General features: G+C 62.9%; 18 protein-coding genes. 4 read left to right on the forward strand and 14 right to left on the reverse strand.

The features are described 5' to 3' along the window. Positions 1–830: 830 nt before the first annotated feature. The 9 genes from IVA74_RS29435 to IVA74_RS29475 all read right to left on the reverse strand — a co-directional run bounded on the left by IVA74_RS29435 (position 831) and on the right by IVA74_RS29475 (position 8,402). Positions 831–1,481 (reverse strand): hypothetical protein, encoded by a 651-nt coding sequence (locus IVA74_RS29435; RefSeq protein ID WP_247349991.1) that lies wholly within the window; start codon positions 1,479–1,481, stop codon positions 831–833. Positions 1,482–1,554: 73 nt separating this feature from the next. Further along, positions 1,555–1,755 carry a hypothetical protein gene (locus IVA74_RS29440; protein WP_007608336.1) on the reverse strand — a complete coding sequence of 67 codons (201 nt, stop codon included), beginning with the start codon at positions 1,753–1,755 and terminating at the stop codon, positions 1,555–1,557. A gap of 210 nt (positions 1,756–1,965) precedes the next feature. After that, entirely contained in the window at positions 1,966–2,367 is a 402-nt protein-coding gene (locus IVA74_RS29445) for a hypothetical protein (protein WP_247349993.1), read from the reverse strand. A gap of 147 nt (positions 2,368–2,514) precedes the next feature. Then, positions 2,515–3,303: a fumarylacetoacetate hydrolase family protein gene (locus tag IVA74_RS29450; protein WP_247349995.1), complete on the reverse strand. Its 789-nt coding sequence runs from the start codon at positions 3,301–3,303 to the stop codon at positions 2,515–2,517. Then, positions 3,300–4,319 (reverse strand): 2-dehydropantoate 2-reductase, encoded by a 1,020-nt coding sequence (locus IVA74_RS29455; RefSeq protein WP_247349997.1) that lies wholly within the window; start codon positions 4,317–4,319, stop codon positions 3,300–3,302. The genes IVA74_RS29450 and IVA74_RS29455 overlap by 4 nt, the downstream gene beginning before the upstream one ends. Before the next feature lie 234 nt (positions 4,320–4,553). Beyond that, positions 4,554–4,982, reverse strand: coding sequence for a CBS domain-containing protein (locus tag IVA74_RS29460; RefSeq protein ID WP_247349999.1), 429 nt, complete (start codon positions 4,980–4,982; stop codon positions 4,554–4,556). Positions 4,983–5,164: 182 nt separating this feature from the next. After that, positions 5,165–6,487: an oxalate/formate MFS antiporter gene (gene oxlT / locus IVA74_RS29465; RefSeq protein WP_247350000.1), complete on the reverse strand. Its 1,323-nt coding sequence runs from the start codon at positions 6,485–6,487 to the stop codon at positions 5,165–5,167. 255 nt (positions 6,488–6,742) lie between these two features. Then, complete coding sequence (oxlT, locus tag IVA74_RS29470; RefSeq protein ID WP_247350002.1) at positions 6,743–8,029, reverse strand: oxalate/formate MFS antiporter; 1,287 nt, start codon at positions 8,027–8,029, stop codon at positions 6,743–6,745. A 235-nt stretch (positions 8,030–8,264) separates the two neighbouring features. Further along, positions 8,265–8,402: a hypothetical protein gene (locus tag IVA74_RS29475; protein ID WP_247350003.1), complete on the reverse strand. Its 138-nt coding sequence runs from the start codon at positions 8,400–8,402 to the stop codon at positions 8,265–8,267. Between the two features lie 299 nt (positions 8,403–8,701). Here IVA74_RS29475 and IVA74_RS29480 point away from each other — a divergent pair, with 299 nt between their 5' ends. Beyond that, on the forward strand, positions 8,702–10,033 hold the full coding sequence (locus IVA74_RS29480) for an Hsp70 family protein (RefSeq protein WP_247350004.1): 1,332 nt from the start codon (positions 8,702–8,704) through the stop codon (positions 10,031–10,033). A 126-nt stretch (positions 10,034–10,159) separates the two neighbouring features. On the opposite strand, the gene IVA74_RS29485 is transcribed toward IVA74_RS29480, so the two are convergent. Then, a complete protein-coding gene (locus tag IVA74_RS29485; protein ID WP_247350005.1) occupies positions 10,160–10,603 on the reverse strand; it encodes an SRPBCC family protein in 444 nt (147 codons plus the stop codon). Positions 10,604–11,066: 463 nt separating this feature from the next. Here IVA74_RS29485 and IVA74_RS29490 point away from each other — a divergent pair, with 463 nt between their 5' ends. From IVA74_RS29490 to IVA74_RS29500, 3 genes are all read left to right on the forward strand, one after another. Beyond that, positions 11,067–11,276, forward strand: a complete 210-nt coding sequence (locus tag IVA74_RS29490; RefSeq protein ID WP_007593324.1) for a cold-shock protein — start codon at positions 11,067–11,069, stop codon at positions 11,274–11,276. 97 nt (positions 11,277–11,373) lie between these two features. Then, a complete protein-coding gene (locus tag IVA74_RS29495) occupies positions 11,374–11,616 on the forward strand; it encodes a transcriptional regulator (protein WP_247350006.1) in 243 nt (80 codons plus the stop codon). A gap of 54 nt (positions 11,617–11,670) precedes the next feature. Next, positions 11,671–11,895 carry a hypothetical protein gene (locus IVA74_RS29500; protein ID WP_247350007.1) on the forward strand — a complete coding sequence of 75 codons (225 nt, stop codon included), beginning with the start codon at positions 11,671–11,673 and terminating at the stop codon, positions 11,893–11,895. Positions 11,896–11,960: 65 nt separating this feature from the next. On the opposite strand, the gene IVA74_RS29505 is transcribed toward IVA74_RS29500, so the two are convergent. From IVA74_RS29505 to IVA74_RS29520, 4 genes are all read right to left on the reverse strand, one after another. Beyond that, positions 11,961–12,143 (reverse strand): hypothetical protein, encoded by a 183-nt coding sequence (locus IVA74_RS29505; RefSeq protein ID WP_247350009.1) that lies wholly within the window; start codon positions 12,141–12,143, stop codon positions 11,961–11,963. 351 nt (positions 12,144–12,494) lie between these two features. Continuing rightward, a complete protein-coding gene (gene frc / locus IVA74_RS29510) occupies positions 12,495–13,772 on the reverse strand; it encodes a formyl-CoA transferase (RefSeq protein WP_247350010.1) in 1,278 nt (425 codons plus the stop codon). Between the two features lie 64 nt (positions 13,773–13,836). Next, positions 13,837–15,570, reverse strand: coding sequence for an oxalyl-CoA decarboxylase (gene oxc / locus IVA74_RS29515; RefSeq protein ID WP_247350012.1), 1,734 nt, complete (start codon positions 15,568–15,570; stop codon positions 13,837–13,839). Positions 15,571–15,631: 61 nt separating this feature from the next. Next, positions 15,632–16,327: a GntR family transcriptional regulator gene (locus tag IVA74_RS29520; protein ID WP_247350268.1), complete on the reverse strand. Its 696-nt coding sequence runs from the start codon at positions 16,325–16,327 to the stop codon at positions 15,632–15,634. Positions 16,328–16,636 lie beyond the last annotated feature (309 nt).

Genomic DNA, 16,636 nt, shown 5'->3' on the forward strand with positions numbered 1-16,636 from the left:
GCGCTGCAACGTCCTTCACTTTGCGGCGCAGAGCCGGGACCCATGCCCCACGAGCACTCTGAAAGATGGGCCCCGGCTCTGCAGGGCACCGTCGAGGGACGCTGCGCTGCATCCGGGGCACGGACGAACCGTCTGCTGATCAATCCCGACCCAACTTTCAAACAGTGGACACACCTTCGCCTCCTCGCGGCGCATTTCGCCCGAGCTTTGCCTGATCGCATCGCCCTCGTCGTGACAAGGGCGCAGGGAAGGCCGGGCGCCGGCTGGCACCCAGGTCCGTGCGCAGGAAGATGCACACGGGGTGGACCACAGGTCAGCCAATCGCCCGGCCTTCCCTGCGCAATGGTTTACGGCTTACTTCGTGCTCTCCTCGGGGAGCGATGCACTATTGCCCCCGTCGCCGAGCGGATCGCTGATGCGCACGCCCGGTCGGGCAGCAACATCACCGCTGGACTTGACGCACAGACCCCGGGCGTCAGGACCACACGACTTGACCGTCCGCGCACATCCTCGCTGGGACTTCGAGAGCTGGCGTGTGCTCACGCCCGAAGCCATGCGAAAACGCTGTCGGCATCGTGTCGTACGCGCGGTGGTGACTGCTCACGGCAAGGCCGCCCTGCAATTCCGATCGCGCCCGACGCCGTCGCGTCCATCGCTACCCTGCCCGCCGTTCGCGACGATCGCGATCCGTCCCTTGTCTCGGACAGGGTGGTTCGTGTGTACGGTAAATCAGAATTTCGGTAAAGTGGAATATTTTTGGCGCGGAGGATTGACAAGCGAGGTGGGGGAATTGCGCGGAGTGTTTTGCCCGACGGGTCACAAGGCTGCGGCTACTCCGCCGACAGTCGCACCATCTGGCGGCCGCCGTTTATTTCCTTGAGGCTGTTGACGAAGTTTTCCGGCCGCTGCCAGCGGTAGGGGACCTTCAATCCCATGTACTCGGCGATGTCGCCGATGAAGCCGGTGCAGTTGGTGGTCTCGGCGTTCCAGACCGGCGAGCTCGCCTGCAATTTCTTGATATAGGCAAACACGCGCTTGGCGTCGGCTTCGTTCAAATAGACGCGGTAGTTCGCGGTCAGATAGTCCGGGTCGAGATCGCCGTAACTCGCGCCGGTCTCCGCCGGCACCCAGGTGACGTGACCGAGCACATAGGCCCAGGTGTCGCCGGCGGGCGTGAGCCCTGCCACCTCGACGGCGCGCTCGCTGGTCTTGCCGTACCAGACGAAGGCGTGGCCCCAGCTCGCGGCCGTGCGGGCGCGGAAATCGACGTAGTACGGACCTTTCTCCGCGCGCGCGACCGCGCGCCGCGTCGATGGCGGCGCCGGCCGCGATACGGTGTCGGTCGTGGCAAGCGCGTTTGCGTCAGCAACGCGCTTGTTCGCTTCGTGGGCCGAGGCCGAGGGTGTCGTACACGCGATCATGGCCGCGAGCGCAAATCCCGCAAGGATGCAGGGTCCCGATCGATCAGGTTTGTTCGTCACGCTGTGCCCCTCGACTGTCGGCCGCTTACGCCAAGTCTGCGCTTGCTTCTTCTGCGCGTACTTCGCTAACGCGTCAGTAGCGCGCCGCGACCGGGCCGGGCGCCTTGCCGATCGGGGCCTTTCCAACCGGGCTCTTGCCAATCGGCATCTTGCCGATCGGCGCCTGCTCCGAATAAACGGGAACGGGCTGGCGGCGCGGCAGATCCGCAGCATTCGCAACCGTCACCAGAGCAAGCGTAGCACCTACGACAAATACAATCTTCTTCACAGTCATACCCCTAGAAGGTTTGGTCCAAACACGGCACCGCCGTGCCCCCAGACACGCCTCACAGAAGGGCGGCCGAATGCGTCCACAGTGCGGCATCCGCGGGACATGTTGGCGGCATCTGCTGGGCGCATGGAGATGTGATGTGTCTGAACGTTTCGGAGCACGCGGCTCGCAGAATGAGTTGAACGCAGCGAATCCATCCTACGCAGCTCGGCCTCACCCGATCCGGTTTAGGCTGCTCCGAATCGTCGAGAAAATCCCGCCGATGTCTTTCCGCAATCCGTCGAGCGCGTTGAAATTGTCGAAGATGCGGGCGAGGCGGTCTTTGGCCTCGCGCTTGCTCTTGGTCAGCGCGTCGACGCGCGAGGCGAGGGTGACGTCGCCGCTCGCCTCGATCTCGCCGATGGTTTTGGCGAGGAGGTCGCGGGTGGTGCCGACGTCCGTAATCAGAGCCTCGATGCCCAACACCGGGGCCTTCAGCGGGACGAGGTCGGCCTGCGACTTCGACAGCTCCGTCTTGAAGCCGTTCAGCGTCGCCAGCGTCTCCTGAAACGCGCCGAGGCGCTGGCGCGAAAGGGTCGCGGGGCTTGCCCGGACGTTTCCGGTAGCGCGATCCACGGCTGGTTGCGTCAGTCGATCGGTGGAGGGGCGGTGGAGAGTACCGGATTTTCCCGAATTGGAACGGGCGACGTCAGGTCCCCTTGGCCGTCATTCCGGGGCGGCGCGTAGCCCGAGCCCGGAATCCATCGAACGACAGAGATTGCGCTACAGCCGAAACTCGTTGGTGAGCTCGCCGATGCCGTCGATCGCGACGGTCACCGTGTTCACCGGCTCTTTCATCACGCCGACGCCGACGGAGGTGCCGACGGCAATGAGGTCGCCGGGGAGCAGGGTCATGTCGTGGGAGATCTTGCTGACCAGTTCCTGCGCTGTGAAGATCATGTCCGATATCGGATAGTTCTGCCGCTCCGCGCCGTTGAGAATGGTGCGGACCACCAGCTTGGCCGGATCGAGACCGGTGGCGATGACGGGACCGAACGGGCCGTAATCGTCGATGCCCTTGGCACGAGCCCATTGCGGGAACGTGGGATCGCTGGTCAGGATGTCGTTGGCGGTGATGTCGTTGACGCAGGTGTAGCCGAAGATGAAGCTGTCTGCTTCCGCCGGCGCGACGCGCGCGCAGGTCTTGCCGATGACGATGCCGAGCTCGCCCTCATATGTTGTCTTGCCGTCGTAATAAGAGGGACGGCGGATCACGGCGCCAGGTGTCGTGATGCTGGTGGTGGCCTTCAGCAGATAGAGCGGCTCCGGTGGCTCAGGCTGGTTGAGCTTGGCCGCGAGCGCGTGAAAATTATTCCAGAGCGCGACGATCTTGCTGGGCGCGCAGGGCGCGAGCAGCTCGACCTCCGACAGTGCCAGCGTCTTGCCGGTGGCTGCATGGCGGCCGAACATCTCGCCCTCGTGCACGCTGATGCCTGACGAATTCAGCGCGCCGAAGCCGGTCGCACCGCTGTTGCGGAAGCGGAGCCATTGTTTCATCTCGCCAGCCATCATGCCACCGCCAGTGCGCGTGGATCTGATGGCGTCGTGATGCCGTCATAGAGACCGGCGATGCGGGCGCGCTGGGTCACCATCGCCAGCACCGAGTCGAGCGCGGGGGTGGCGACGCCGGTGAGGCGGCCCATCTCCTGCACGACGGTGACGAGCGGGTCGATCTCCATCGGACGGCCGCGCTCGAGATCCTGGAGCATCGAAGTCTTGTGCGCGCCGACCTTGCGCGCGCCCTCGATGCGGCGCTCGACGTCGACGCGGAATTTGACGCCGAACGTCTCGGCGATGCCTTGCGTCTCCATCATGATCGCGCGCGACAGCGCGCGGGTGGCGGGATCGGTGCAGATCACGTCGAGCGTTGCATGGGTCAGCGCGCTGATCGGGTTGAAGCAGACATTGCCCCACAGCTTCAGCCAGATCTCGTCGCGGATGCGGTCGAGCACGGGCGCTTTCAGCCCGGCGGCGATGAAGAGATCGGCGAGGCGTTGCACGTCCGGGGTGATTTCACCGGAGGGCTCGCCGAGCGGGAAATTGTTGCCGTAGACGTGGCGGATCACGCCGGGCGCCTCGATTTCGGTGGCGGGGTAGACGATGCAACCGATGGCGCGCCCGGCGCCGATTTCGCGCCACTGCCGTCCGCCGGGGTCGATGCTCTCCAGCGTCGCGTTCTCGTATTGGCCGCCGTGCTTGTAGAAGTACCAATAGGGGATGCCGTTGACGGCGGTGACGATGCGGGTGTGGGGTCCGAGCAGCGGCTGCATCTTCTCGATCACGCCGGTGATCGAGTGCGCCTTCAGCGTGATGATGATGTAGTCCTGCACGCCGAGCTCGGCGGGATCGTCAGTGCAGCGCGGATGCACGGTGTGCTTCTCCTCGCCCGCGAGCAGCGTCAAGCCGCGCTCGCGCATCGCGGCGAGGTGGGCGCCGCGTGCGATGAGACTGACGTCGGCGCCAGCGCGCGCGAGCTGAACCCCGAGATATCCGCCGATCGCGCCGGCGCCGTAGATGCAGATCTTCATGGAATCCTCGCGGGACCAAAATTGGTCGTTCGTTCGATCGTTCACGCCACAGGCTCTCTGCACCTCTCCCGCTTGCGGGAGAGGTCGACGCGCTCGAAGAGCGCGGCGGGTGAGGGCTCTATCCTCCTGGGGAGTCTTCCTAGCGGAGAGACCCTCTCCCCAACCCTCTCCCGCAAGCGGGAGAGGGGGCGCCCTTTTTCCGTGGCTTCAGTTCCAAGAAGTGCGGCGACGCCTTCAGGCTGCTGCTTGCGGCGTGCGGTTGAGCGCTTCGTCCATGGCAGCGGCGATGTCGCGCATGCTGACGACCGAGACCAGACTGTAATCGTCGATGACAGGCAGGTGGCGGATGTGATTCTGGTTCATCAGATGGCGGATGTGCTCGATCGTGTCGCTCGACGTGCAGGACACGAGCTGCTGCACCGAGACCAGCTGCGAGACCTTGACGTTGACGGCATTGGCGCCGTGCTCGGCGACGGCGCGCACGACGTCGCGCTCGGTGAACATGCCGACCGCGGTGTTCCCCTCGGAGCGGACCACGTCCTTCACCACCAGTGCGCTGATATTGTTGGCGCGCATCAGCTTGGCGGCGATACCCACCGTTTCGTTCATTCGCACCGTGACAACGCGCGGTGTCTTCTTGCGCAGAATGTCTCCGACCAGCATTGCAACCTCCCTGGGTGAATGTTGAGGCAAGTGTGGTATACATAATGCCAATGGTCAAGCGTTGGATTTGGCTGATCCGAAAAATCTTGCGGCAGCACTGCTGACGTTTGCCGTTCCCCAAAAGCAAAAAGAAAGGGGCGCATCGCTGCGCCCCTTTCTCAACCGAGCAAGGTGTGTGGCCGTTACGCCGTCTCGGTCGTGGCGTTAGCCGTCGCGGCGTTGACGCTCTCGGCTTCCTTGCCGAGGATGAAGGAGCGGCGCATCGGCTTGATCACGAACAGCGCCATCAGCGCCGCCGTCGCGTTCAGCGCCACCGCGACCACGAACACGGCTTTCCACCCGTACGTCGCCGAGATCACGCTGGCGAGCGGAACGAGCAGGGATGCCGTGCCCTTCGCGGTGTAGAGCATGCCGTTGTTTGTGGTTGCGAACTTCGAGCCGAAGGTGTCGCCGCAGGTTGCGGGGAACAACGAGTAGATCTCACCGAACACGCCGAAATAGACTGCGGTCGCGAGCACGAAGACGACCGGCACGTGGCCATAGGACGACAGCGTCAGCAACATCAGCGCGGCGGTGCCGAAGGCGATGAACATGGTGTTCTCGCGGCCGATCGTGTCGGAGACGAAGCCGAAGAAGGGGCGTCCGAAACCGTCGAAGATGCGGTCGAGCGAGATCGCGAACGTCAGTGCCGCCATCTGGAAGCCTGCAAGCGTCACCGGCGTGTCGGCGATCTTGAAGTCGTGCGCGATCGGGGCGATCTGCGCCGCGGTCATCAGGCCGCCGGAGGCGACCATGACGAAGACGAGATACATTACCCAGAAAATAGGGGCGCGCAGCACCTGCGGCGGGGTGAAGTCGATCTTGGTCTGCGGCAGATTGAGCTGCCTCTTCTTCGGCGGGATCGAAATCCGCGGCGGCTGGATGAAGAAGGCGAGCACGAAGACGATCACGCCCTGGCCGATGCCGAAGGTGAAGAACGCGTGCTGATAGCCGCTCGTTGCGATCATGGTCGCGATCGGCACGATGGTGAGCGCGGCGCCTGCGCCGAAGCCGGCGGCAGTTGCGCCGGCGGCAAGGCCGCGGCGGTCGGGAAACCACTTCAGCGCGTTGCCGACGCAGGTGCCGTACACCGCGCCCGCGCCCATGCCCCCGATGATCGCGGCCGCATAGAGCAAAGTGAGGCTATCGGCGTAGGAGTTGAGAATCCACGACAGCGTGATCATGACGCCGCCGAACATGATGACGAGGCGCGGGCCGTATTTGTCGACGAACCAGGCCTCGATCGGCACCAGCCAGGTTTCGGTGACGACGAAGATGGTGAAAGCGAGCTGGATCGCGGCGCGGCCCCAGTGGTGCGTATGATCGATCGGATCGACGAACAGCGTCCAGCCGTATTGCAGATTGGCGATCATCGCCATGCAGACGATGCCCATGACGAGCTGGAGCCAACGGAAACCTGTGCGAAGAGGCGCGGCCGTGACGGCGCCGTCGGTGCCGGAAATCATCAAGAACCTCCCAAGCGCCTGTCTGTTCGACACCGGTTGCAAGATGACCTGATGTCGCAATATTGTGGCTTATCGTCGCAAGCGCGGCGGGGACTTTGGTATACCATATTCCAGATTGCAAGCCCTAACTTGGCGCCCTGGTGACAAAAGGCGGGTTCCATTGGGAAAAACTGGGCTCGCGAAAGCTTCGCGCAAAACGAAAACGCCCGGCCTGAGGCCGGGCGTTTTGCGCAAGAAGCGCTTTTGGAGCGTGTGTCAGATAGTCGATTGCGCGACCACGACCTTGCGCCAGGGCTTGAGCACCGCGATCGCCAGCGCCGAGGCCAGGATGTTGGCGCCGGCCGCGATGATGAACACGTGGTCCCAACTGCCCGACGACTGCTGCATGTAGTTGCCGATCGGGACCAGCAGCGAGGCCGTACCCTTCGCCGTGTAGAGCAGGCCCGCATTGGTGGTCGCGAACTTGGCGCCGAACGTGTCGGTGCAGGTCGAGGGGAACAGCGAGTAGATCTCACCCCAGGCAAAGAACACGAAGCCCGAGAGCAGCACAAACCAGAGCGGATCGTGGCCCCAGAGGTAGAGCATCCAGATGCCGATGCCTTCCATACCGAAGGCGATGAACATCGTGTTCTCGCGTCCGATCATGTCGGAGATCCAGCCGAAGAACGGACGCGTCAGGCCGTTGAGCACGCGGTCGATCGTGGCCGCGAAAGTCACCGCGGTCATCGTCACCGCCATCAGCGTGACCGGCACGTTGTCGACCTTCCAGTCGAGCGCGATCGGCTTCAGGTTCGCCGTCACCATCAGGCCGCCGGCGCCGACGATCACGAACATGAAGTACATCAGCCAGAAGATCGGCTGACGCAGGACCTCGGTCGGCTGGTAGTTGCGGCGCGTCTGCACCAGCGCGGCGTTCGCGACCACGCTCGGCACCTGACCTGCTTTCGGCGCGAGCAGGAAGAAGGCGAGGATGCAAATGACAATGCCCTGGCCGAGACCGAAATAGAGGAAGGTGGTCTGGAACCCACTATCCTTGATCATGGCCTGGATCGGCGCGACCGTGAGCGCGGAGCCCGCGCCGAAGCCGGCAGCCGTGATGCCGGCGGCAAGGCCGCGCTTGTCAGGAAACCATTTCAGCGCATTGCCGACGCAGGTGCCATAGACGCCGCCCGCGCCGATGCCCGCGATGATCATGCCGAGATAGAAGCCGTTGAGCGTGGTGGCCTGGGCATTGATCGCCCAGCCGATGGCGCACAGCACGCCGCAGATGAGCACGACGAGGCGCGGGCCGTATTTGTCGACGAACCAGCCTTCGACCGGCACGAGCCAGGTCTCGAACAGCACGAACAGTGTGAAGGCCCATTGGATCGACGCGCGATCCCAGCCGAATTTCTTCTGGATGTCGGGGACGAAGAACGTCCAGCCGTATTGATAGTTGGCGATCATCACCATCGCCCCGACCCCGACCGCCAGTTGCGTCCAGCGATACGTGTCGCTAACGCGCGCAGCTGTAGGGGCGGTTGCTTGCACCATGTCCGTCATAAAGCCTCCCGTGGCGCCTCTCATTTTTCTGCGAGCGCTGGAACGGCATTCTTGTATGCATTATGCCAAGCTTCAAGCGCTGGTCCGGTCACCGTGCGCAAATGCCGCAGTACCTTGACCGGTTGCGGCTGTGACTCAGGCCAGCACAAGTAGAAATGGGCCCGTCCTGCGGGGCCATTCATCAAAAGTAGTATGCGAACCGGTCTGAAACCGTCGCGCTCCTGGCAGCGCGGGCTTACAGGCCGAAACGGGGGAGGTCGCCGTTGTGATTCGAAATCTCGGCGCTCGCCATCAGAAGGCGGTCGATCGTCGCCATCAGGCGGGCGAACAGCGAGGAGGACGGTGCGAGAGCGACGGCAGCGGTCTTGGACATTGGAAATCCCTTCTTGAGACGGTCAGTATTGCTGTCTCATTTCAAAGGACAATCTATGTATACCAGATGCCACTGTCTACGCATGCCATTGCATGGCAGCATGCGACATCCCGCATTGCAACATAACGCGGGTTAATGGGGCCGTTTCGCGCTTAACGTCCTCCTGGACAGCCGAAACGCGGTGTTTGGCGGTCCGGCAGGGTCTTGGCAGGGCAAGGTCTTGGCAGGGCAAGGTCTTGGCAGGGCAAGGCAAAGCCGTTAGTGGTCTGCCCCCTTCCAATCATCTGTCAGAGTGGTTCATGTCGAGCGCCTCGCCCGCCGTCTCGATCGGCATCGATTTTGGGACCAGCAACACGGTCGTAGCCATTGCAGCGGACGACCGCCGGGTCGAGGCCATCCGTTTCGACCATGGCGGACAGCGCCACAGCGTCTTTGTCTCGGCGCTGTGCTTCTGGGAGGACCGGCCGGGAGCCGGGGCCCAGGCCGAAGGCGGCCCTTGGGCGATCGAGCAGTTCCTCGAAGGGCGCCACGTCTACCGCTTCCTCCAGTCGTTCAAGACCTTCGCGGCGAGCTCGAGCTTCAACACCACCCAGGTGTTCCGGCAGCGCTACAAGTTCGAGGATATTCTGGCGGCGTTCCTGCGGACGCTGGCGCGCCATGGCGGCGACAAATTCGGCTTCGAGACGTCGACCATCACGGTCGGCCGCCCGGTGCGCTTCGCCGGCGGCAATCCCGACGAAGCGCTGGCGATGCAGCGCTACCGGACCGCGTTCGAGCGCCTTGGCGCCGGTCACGCGCGCTATGTCTACGAGCCGGTCGGCGCCGCGTTCTCGTTCGCCCGCCGGCTGGAGCGCGACGCCACCGTGCTGGTCGCGGATTTTGGCGGCGGCACCAGCGATTTCTCCGTGATGCGTTTCTCGCGCAAAGGCGGCAGCTTGCGTGCCGAGCCGCTCGGCCATGCCGGCATCGGCATTGCGGGCGACACCTTCGATTACCGCATCGTCGACCATGTCGTTTCGCCGCGCCTCGGCAAAGGCTCCAGCTTCCGCTCGTTCGACAAGGTGCTGCCGATCCCCACCGGCCACTACACCAATCTCGCTCGCTGGCATCAGCTCGCGATGATGAAGAGCAACGGCGACCTGCGCGAGCTCCGGGAGCTTGCGCGCACCGCGGTGAAGCCGGCTCTGCTCGAGGACTTCATCACCATCGTCGATCTCGACCTCGGCTTTTCGCTGTACCGCGCGGTGTCCGACGCCAAGGTCGCGTTGTCGGCGCAGGACCAGGTCGAATTCCGCTTCAAGGGCGGCGGGGTCGACATTGGCTCGACCATTACACGGAAGAATTTTGAAGCCTGGATTGGCGACGATATCGCGAGGCTCGGGGCCACCGTCGACAAGGTGCTGGGCGAAGCCGGCATCACCGCGCGCGAAATTGAGAAGGTATTTTTGACCGGCGGCACGTCCTTCGTCCCCGCTGTCCGAAAACTGTTCGCCGAGCGGTTCGGCAACGAACGGCTGATGTCGGGCGACCAGTTCGAGTCGATTGCCTACGGCCTGGCCTTGATCGGACACAGCCCCGACCCGGAGCGCTGGACCGCAAGCGGCGGGCTGGAGTCGAGGGTGGGCGCGTAAGCGCTGTGAGACTGGGCTCGATCGCTTGCTCCGCTTCCGGACAGGACTATCGCATTCAAGGCTGTTCTCTGCCGCCCATCCTTCGAGACGCCCGCCTTTGGCGCGCGCTCGGCTCCGCGTGGGACGCTACTGGTTGATCTCGGGCTCGACGAGCTTCGCCAGATTCCGCAGCGACTCCTGCCAGCCGAGATAACAGGCCTCCGGCGGGATGACGTCGGGAATGCCGGCCTGCGTGATATCCACCTCGGTGCCGACGGATACTTTCTTCAGCAACACCGTCACCTCGATCTCACCCGGCAGATTGGGGTCGTCGAACTTGTCGGTGTAGCGGAGACGTTCGCCGGGGATGAGTTCGAGATATTCGCCGCCGAAGGCGTGGCTGTTGCCCGTCGTGAAGTTACGGAACGACATCTTGAACGTGCCCCCGACCTTCGGCTCGAAATGATGCACGGTGCAGGTAAAGCCATTCGGCGGAAGCCATTTCGCCAGCGCATCCGCCTCCAGAAAAGCGCGATAGACTTTCTCGGGGCTGGTCGAGAGAACGCGGTGCAGGCGGACAGTGCTGGGCATGATCGTTCTTCCTCATGAATCGCCGGGCTCGACCTCAGCGTCTATTGCCCATTCATGTCTAGATGACGAACGAGATACTTCCGATCCGACAGGGCGTCTCGAATTTCTATAGGGATGCCTGGCGAGAGCTGGCAGACTGCCGCCATCCTGCGGCATCGTGCCTACTCCGTCCGTCCTGACGCGGACGTATCTCGCCGTCGAGTTCCTGAGGCATGAGGTCCGGCCAATCCTTGAATCCGGCCAAGCCTTGAAGGCTGGTCAAGCCATGAAGGCTGGCCAAGCGCCTTGGAATCCGCCCAAGCCTTGCAAATGAGGCAGATGTGGTATACGTTAGAGCTGTTCGTTCAGCCGCTGTGCCTTGTTGAATGCGCCCGCGGGCTCCTTTTCCATAGACATCGACGAATTGACTTGGTTCTGCGTGACTATCGCGCGGGGCGCGCGCGTATGCGCTTTGGAGAAGAAAATGACAACAGGTACTGTGAAGTGGTTTAACGGCCAGAAGGGCTTTGGATTCATTCAGCCGAACGACGGCGGTAATGATGTGTTCGTTCACATCAGCGCGGTCGAGCGGGCTGGTCTTGCGGGTCTCGCAGAGGGCCAAAAGGTCAACTTCGAGCTCAAGACCGACAAGATGCGGGGCAAGGTCAGCGCAGAGAATCTCTCGCTGGCTTAAAGCCCTGGTGCCGTTTCACGGATGTACTGAAACGGCCACGCCACCCGCTCGATCCCAGGATTGAGCGGGTTTTGTCTGTTGCAGAGCAGGGTGAATAATGAGCGCCAGGAAATCGGCCGAACCATCACCTGAAGCCATCGCGCGCACCAATCGTCAGCGTTTGGCTGCCGAAGAAGGCGTGCGAGCCATGGCGGATGCCGAAAAGCAAGCCGTCGATGTTCGCAAGAACATGGCGCGGCTTCGAGAGCTGCGCCGGGCCAAGGAAGCGGCCGACGCGACCCTTCAAGCATCGTTGCCGGCGCCTGCCCCCGCGAAGCGCAAGAAGAAGCTGCCGCCATAGCCGGCACTAAAAGCGCCGACGAAAATCTGGAGAGGGCCGGTCACATGCCAAAGAGTGCGGGTCGTGCCTAGAATAAAGTCGGACAGCGGTGGCACAATCACTTTCTTTCTCGCGCTTGGCGCGGGCCGGCAAATGTGTCGACTTGCCACCGCGTTCCTGACGCAGAAGCAGGCCTTCAGCTATCTTCAAAAGAACCGAACGGAATTAGAGCGCGTCGCGCGGACTCGGCTGGCCCTAGGCGAGCTTGAAGACGGGATCGTCGTGCTCTCGATGCTTTAGATCGGGATCGATTTCGATGCCAGGCTTCCAGCGCGTTTGCGATCGGAAGCCGGTTGAGCGGGCTCCTAGTCGGAATCGTTTCCCGGCTTGGCTTCGCGGGCCAATCGCTCGGCTTTCAGCCGCTCCCGGTTCTCGTTGAAGGAGTTCTGGTCCTTCGCATAGTCATTCACCGGTTTTTGCGTTGTGGTTGGTTTGAACGCCTTGTTGGCTTCACGCTTGGCGCGATCAGGGGATTGATCTTTCAACATTTCGATCTCACTTTCATCAACGTTCGTGGTTCGACCGGGACGCGACGCCTTCGTCTCGCATCCTGCATGATTAGGCCTCGCCTTCCAGGGAGAAGGCGGCCAGTTCTTCAGCGGTATGCAGGTCTTTTGCGAGGCGTTCAGTCACTCGCTATGGCCGCGGCACGCCCGCATTTGAGAGCACACCGGTCGAGATAACAACGGCCGGCTGCCGCATCGGTTCCCCAAGATTAGTCCTTATTCGCTTTGGCGGGTCAACCCAGGAAACGTGCCGATTGCGCGACATGGTTCATCTCGGCGCCAGCAAAAAGGCCGCCAAAACCGGCGGCCTTCTGTATTCTCGGGTAGCTCCGCTTACTCCGCGGCCTGCTTCTGCGGCGGATCGAGCGCGCCGGACTTGTGGATGTCGGCGACCTGGTGGTCCGAGAAGCCGAGTACGCTGCGCAGGATCTCGTCGGTGTGCTCGCCGAGCAGCGGGGAGCGCTCCACGTCGCTTGGGGAGTCCGACAGCTTGATCGGGTTGCCGACCGAGATGTACTTGCCGCGGGTAGGGTGGTCGACCTCGACCACGGTGCCGGTCGCGCGCAGCGACTGGTCCTCGGCGATCTCCTTCATCGACAGGATCGGGCCGCAGGGGATGTCGTCCTTGTTGAGGATTTCCATCGCCTCGAACTTCGTCTTGGTCATCGTCCACTGTTCGATGCGGCCGAAGATCTCGTTCAGGCGCGGCAGGCGGACGGCCGGCTTGGCGTAGTTCGGATCGGTCTTCCAGGTCGGCTCGCCGATCACGTCGCAGATCTTCTCCCAGACCGGGGCCTGGGTGATGAAGTAGATGTAGGCGTTGGGATCGGTCTCCCAGCCCTTGCACTTCAGGATGCGGCCGGGCTGGCCACCGCCGGAATCGTTGCCGGCGCGCGGCACGGCATCGCCGAACGGAATGCCTTCGCCGAACTGGCTGTATTCCTTCAGTGGGCCATGGGCGAGGCGCTGCTGGTCGCGCAGCTTGACGCGCGCGAGGTTGAGCACGCCGTCCTGCATCGCGGCAGTGACCTTCTGGCCCTTGCCGGAATGGGTGCGATGATAGAGTGCGGTGACGATGCCGAGCGCCAGATGCAGACCGGTGCCGCTGTCGCCGATCTGTGCGCCGGTGACCAGCGGAAGACCGTCGCGGAAGCCGGTGGTGGAGGCGGCGCCGCCGGTGCACTGCGCGACGTTCTCATAGACCTTGCAGTCTTCGTACGGTCCGGGACCAAAGCCCTTGATCGAGGCGACGATCATCTTCGGGTTGATCGCCTGGATCTTCTCCCACGGGAAACCCATGCGGTCGAGCACGCCGGGGCCGAAGTTCTCGACCAGCACGTCGCACTTCTTGATCAGCTCGGTGAGGACTTCCTTGCCCTTGGGGTTCTTGGTGTCGAGCGTGATCGAGCGCTTGTTGTGGTTGAGCATGGTGAAATACAGGCTGTCCACGTTCGGGATGTCCTGCAGCTGGCCGCGGGTGATGTCACCCACGCCCGGACGTTCCACCTTGATCACGTCGGCGCCGAACCAGGCCAGCAGCTGCGTGCAGGTCGGTCCGGACTGGACGTGGGTAAAGTCGAGAATGCGAACGCCCTCAAGCGCCTTGGTCATCGTGTTGCTCCGTACTCTGTCTGCCCCTGCCAACCGCAGGGAATAAAGGGTTGAAGGGGAGGACTTACTTTTTCTTCTGCAGAACGCTCTGCGGATTGAGGTTGCCGATGCGGCCGCTCTCGGAACCTGCAGCCGGATCGATCACCGCGTTGATGAGCGTCGGCTTGCCCGAGGCCATCGCCTCGTTGACGGCGCGCTTGAGCTCGTCCGGCGAGGTCGCGTTCACGCCGACGCCGCCGAAGGCTTCCATCATCTTGTCGTAGCGCGCACCCTTGACGAACACCGTCGTCGCCGGATCGGCGTTGGCGCCGTTGACGTCGGTGCCGCGATAGATGCCGTCATTGTTGAAGATGACGATGCAGATCGGCAAATTGTAGCGGCAGATGGTCTCGACCTCCATGCCGGAGAAACCGAACGCGCTGTCGCCTTCCACCGCGAGCACGGGGTGGCCGGTCTCGAGCGTTGCCGCGATCGCCTGGCCCATGCCGATGCCCATCACGCCCCAGGTGCCGACGTCGAGACGCTTGCGCGGCTTGTACATGTCGATGACGCCGCGGGCGAGATCGAGCGTGTTGGCGCCCTCGTTGACGAGGATCGCCTCGGGATGATCCTTGATCACGTTCTTCAGCACGCCGAGCGCGCCGTGATAGTCCATCGGCGATTTGTTGTTCATGAGCTTCGGCGCCATCTTGGCGACGTTCTCTTCACGCTTGGTCGAAATCGCCTTGGTCCATTCGGTCGGCGGGGCGGTCCAGCCCGAAGCCATCGCCTGGTTGAAGGCGGAGACGACCGAGCCGATGTCGCCGACGACCGGTGCGACGATCTCGACGTTGGAGTCCATTTCCCTGGGCTCGATGTCGACCTGGATGAACTTCTTGGGCGCTTCGCCCCAGTTCTTGCCCTTGCCGTGCGAGAGCAGCCAGTTCAGCCGGGCGCCAATCAGCAGCACGACGTCGGATTCTTTCAGCACCGTCGAGCGAGCAGCACCTGCGCATTGCGGATGGGTGTCGGAGAGGAGGCCCTTGGCCATGCTCATCGGCAGGAAGGGGACGCCGCTCTTCTCGACGAAGGTTTTGATCTCCTCGTCGGCCTGCGCGTAGGCCGCGCCCTTGCCGAGGATGATGAGCGGACGTTTTGCGTTCTTCAACACATCAAGCGCGCGCTTGATGGAAGCGGGCGAGGGGATCTGCGCGGGAGCCGCGTCGATCACCTTGACCAGCGACTTCCGGCCGGCATCGGCGTTCATCACCTGGCCGAATAGCTTTGCCGGCAAATCGAGATAGACGCCGCCGGGACGGCCGGAGACGGCGGCACGGATGGCGCGGGCCAGGCCGATGCCGATGTCCTGGGCGTGCAGCACACGATAAGCCGCCTTGCACAGCGGCTTGGCAATCGCGAGCTGGTCCATCTCTTCGTAGTCGCCCTGCTGGAGGTCGACGATCTCGCGCTCGGAGGAGCCCGAGATCAGGATCATCGGGTAGCAGTTGGTGGTGGCGTGCGCGAGCGCGGTGAGACCGTTGAGGAAGCCTGGCGCGGAGACGGTGAGGCAGATCCCGGGCTTCTTGGTGAGGTAGCCGGCGATACCCGCCGCATAACCGGCGTTCTGCTCGTGGCGGAACGAGATCATGCGAATACCGGCCGCCTGCGCCATGCGGCCCAAATCCGTAATCGGGATGCCCGGCACATTATAGATCGTGTTGATGCCGTTCAGCTTGAGCGCGTCGATAACGAGATGAAAACCATCCGTCAATTCCTGCTCGGTGCCCGGTGCTTCGGACTTGGTCGCGGTATTCAGCATGGGCGTTGTCTCCCTGGTCTCAGCTACTGGGGCGAGTGCTTCGCCCTTCTGGTGAACGTTGCTAGTTGAATAATTCCTGGCCGTGCGCTTCGACGTAAGCAGCAAGGCCGAGGGTGTGGTCGCGGGCGCGCTTCTCGGCGAGCTCGGTGTCGCGCGCTTCCAGTGCTTCGATCATGCCGAGATGCTCGGGCAGCGAAGTCGCTGTGCGGTCCTTGCGTCCGATAGTCAGCTGGCGATAGCCGCGCACGTGCAGCAGGAGGTCGTTGGTGAGATCGACCAGCACCGACGATTCCGACAGCGAGATCAGCGCCTGGTGGAAGGCGATGTTGGCGCGCGAATATTCCTCGACGTGATCCTCGGGCAGGCGGTCCTTGCCAAAGTCCTTGAAGTAGTCGCGCAGCGCCGTGATGTCTTTCTTGCGCGCGGTGGTGGTGATGAGGCGGGCCGCCATGCTTTCCAGCGCCGCCCAGGCGCGGATCATGTCCACGATCTCGGTCTTGGTCCTTCGCACCACCATGATGCCGCGGCGCGGAACCGTTTTCACGAGACCGTCCTGCTCGAGCATCGCGATGGCTTCGCGGATCGGCGTGCGGCTCACACCCAGGCGTTCTGACAGCGCGCGCTCGTCGAGCATCACCGGCTCGGGCGTCGAGTAGATGTCCATCTTGAGGATAGCTTGCTTCAAGGCGTCATACGCCTTGTTCTTGAAGCTGCTCTCCGGGGCAATACGAACGATTGCGATATCTGCCTCGGCCATGTTCGGCAACGCCTTGGTTGGTTTCCGCAGTGACACGACGAATCTCCTCCAGTGGGAGTCGTCTTTTACAGGAATATTGACCGGAAAGTTTTTGGCATACCAAATACCAGAATGTCAAGCTGCCTATTTTTCGCAGCATTCTAAGGTGCGCTGCAGCTTGACAAGTTGGCTTCTGGCATACCAAATGCCATCGCCAGCCATTTTTGATCCAAAGCTGCGGAGTAGTCTCAGGCTTACGCCACTCCGCTCCGCGACATGGAACAGAGCGCGGCGATTGGCAAGCATCACGGGCAGCCGCAACACGCGCGC

Origin of the sequence: Bradyrhizobium sp. 132 (assembly GCF_023074185.1) — a bacterium.
GTDB lineage: Bacteria > Pseudomonadota > Alphaproteobacteria > Rhizobiales > Xanthobacteraceae > Bradyrhizobium.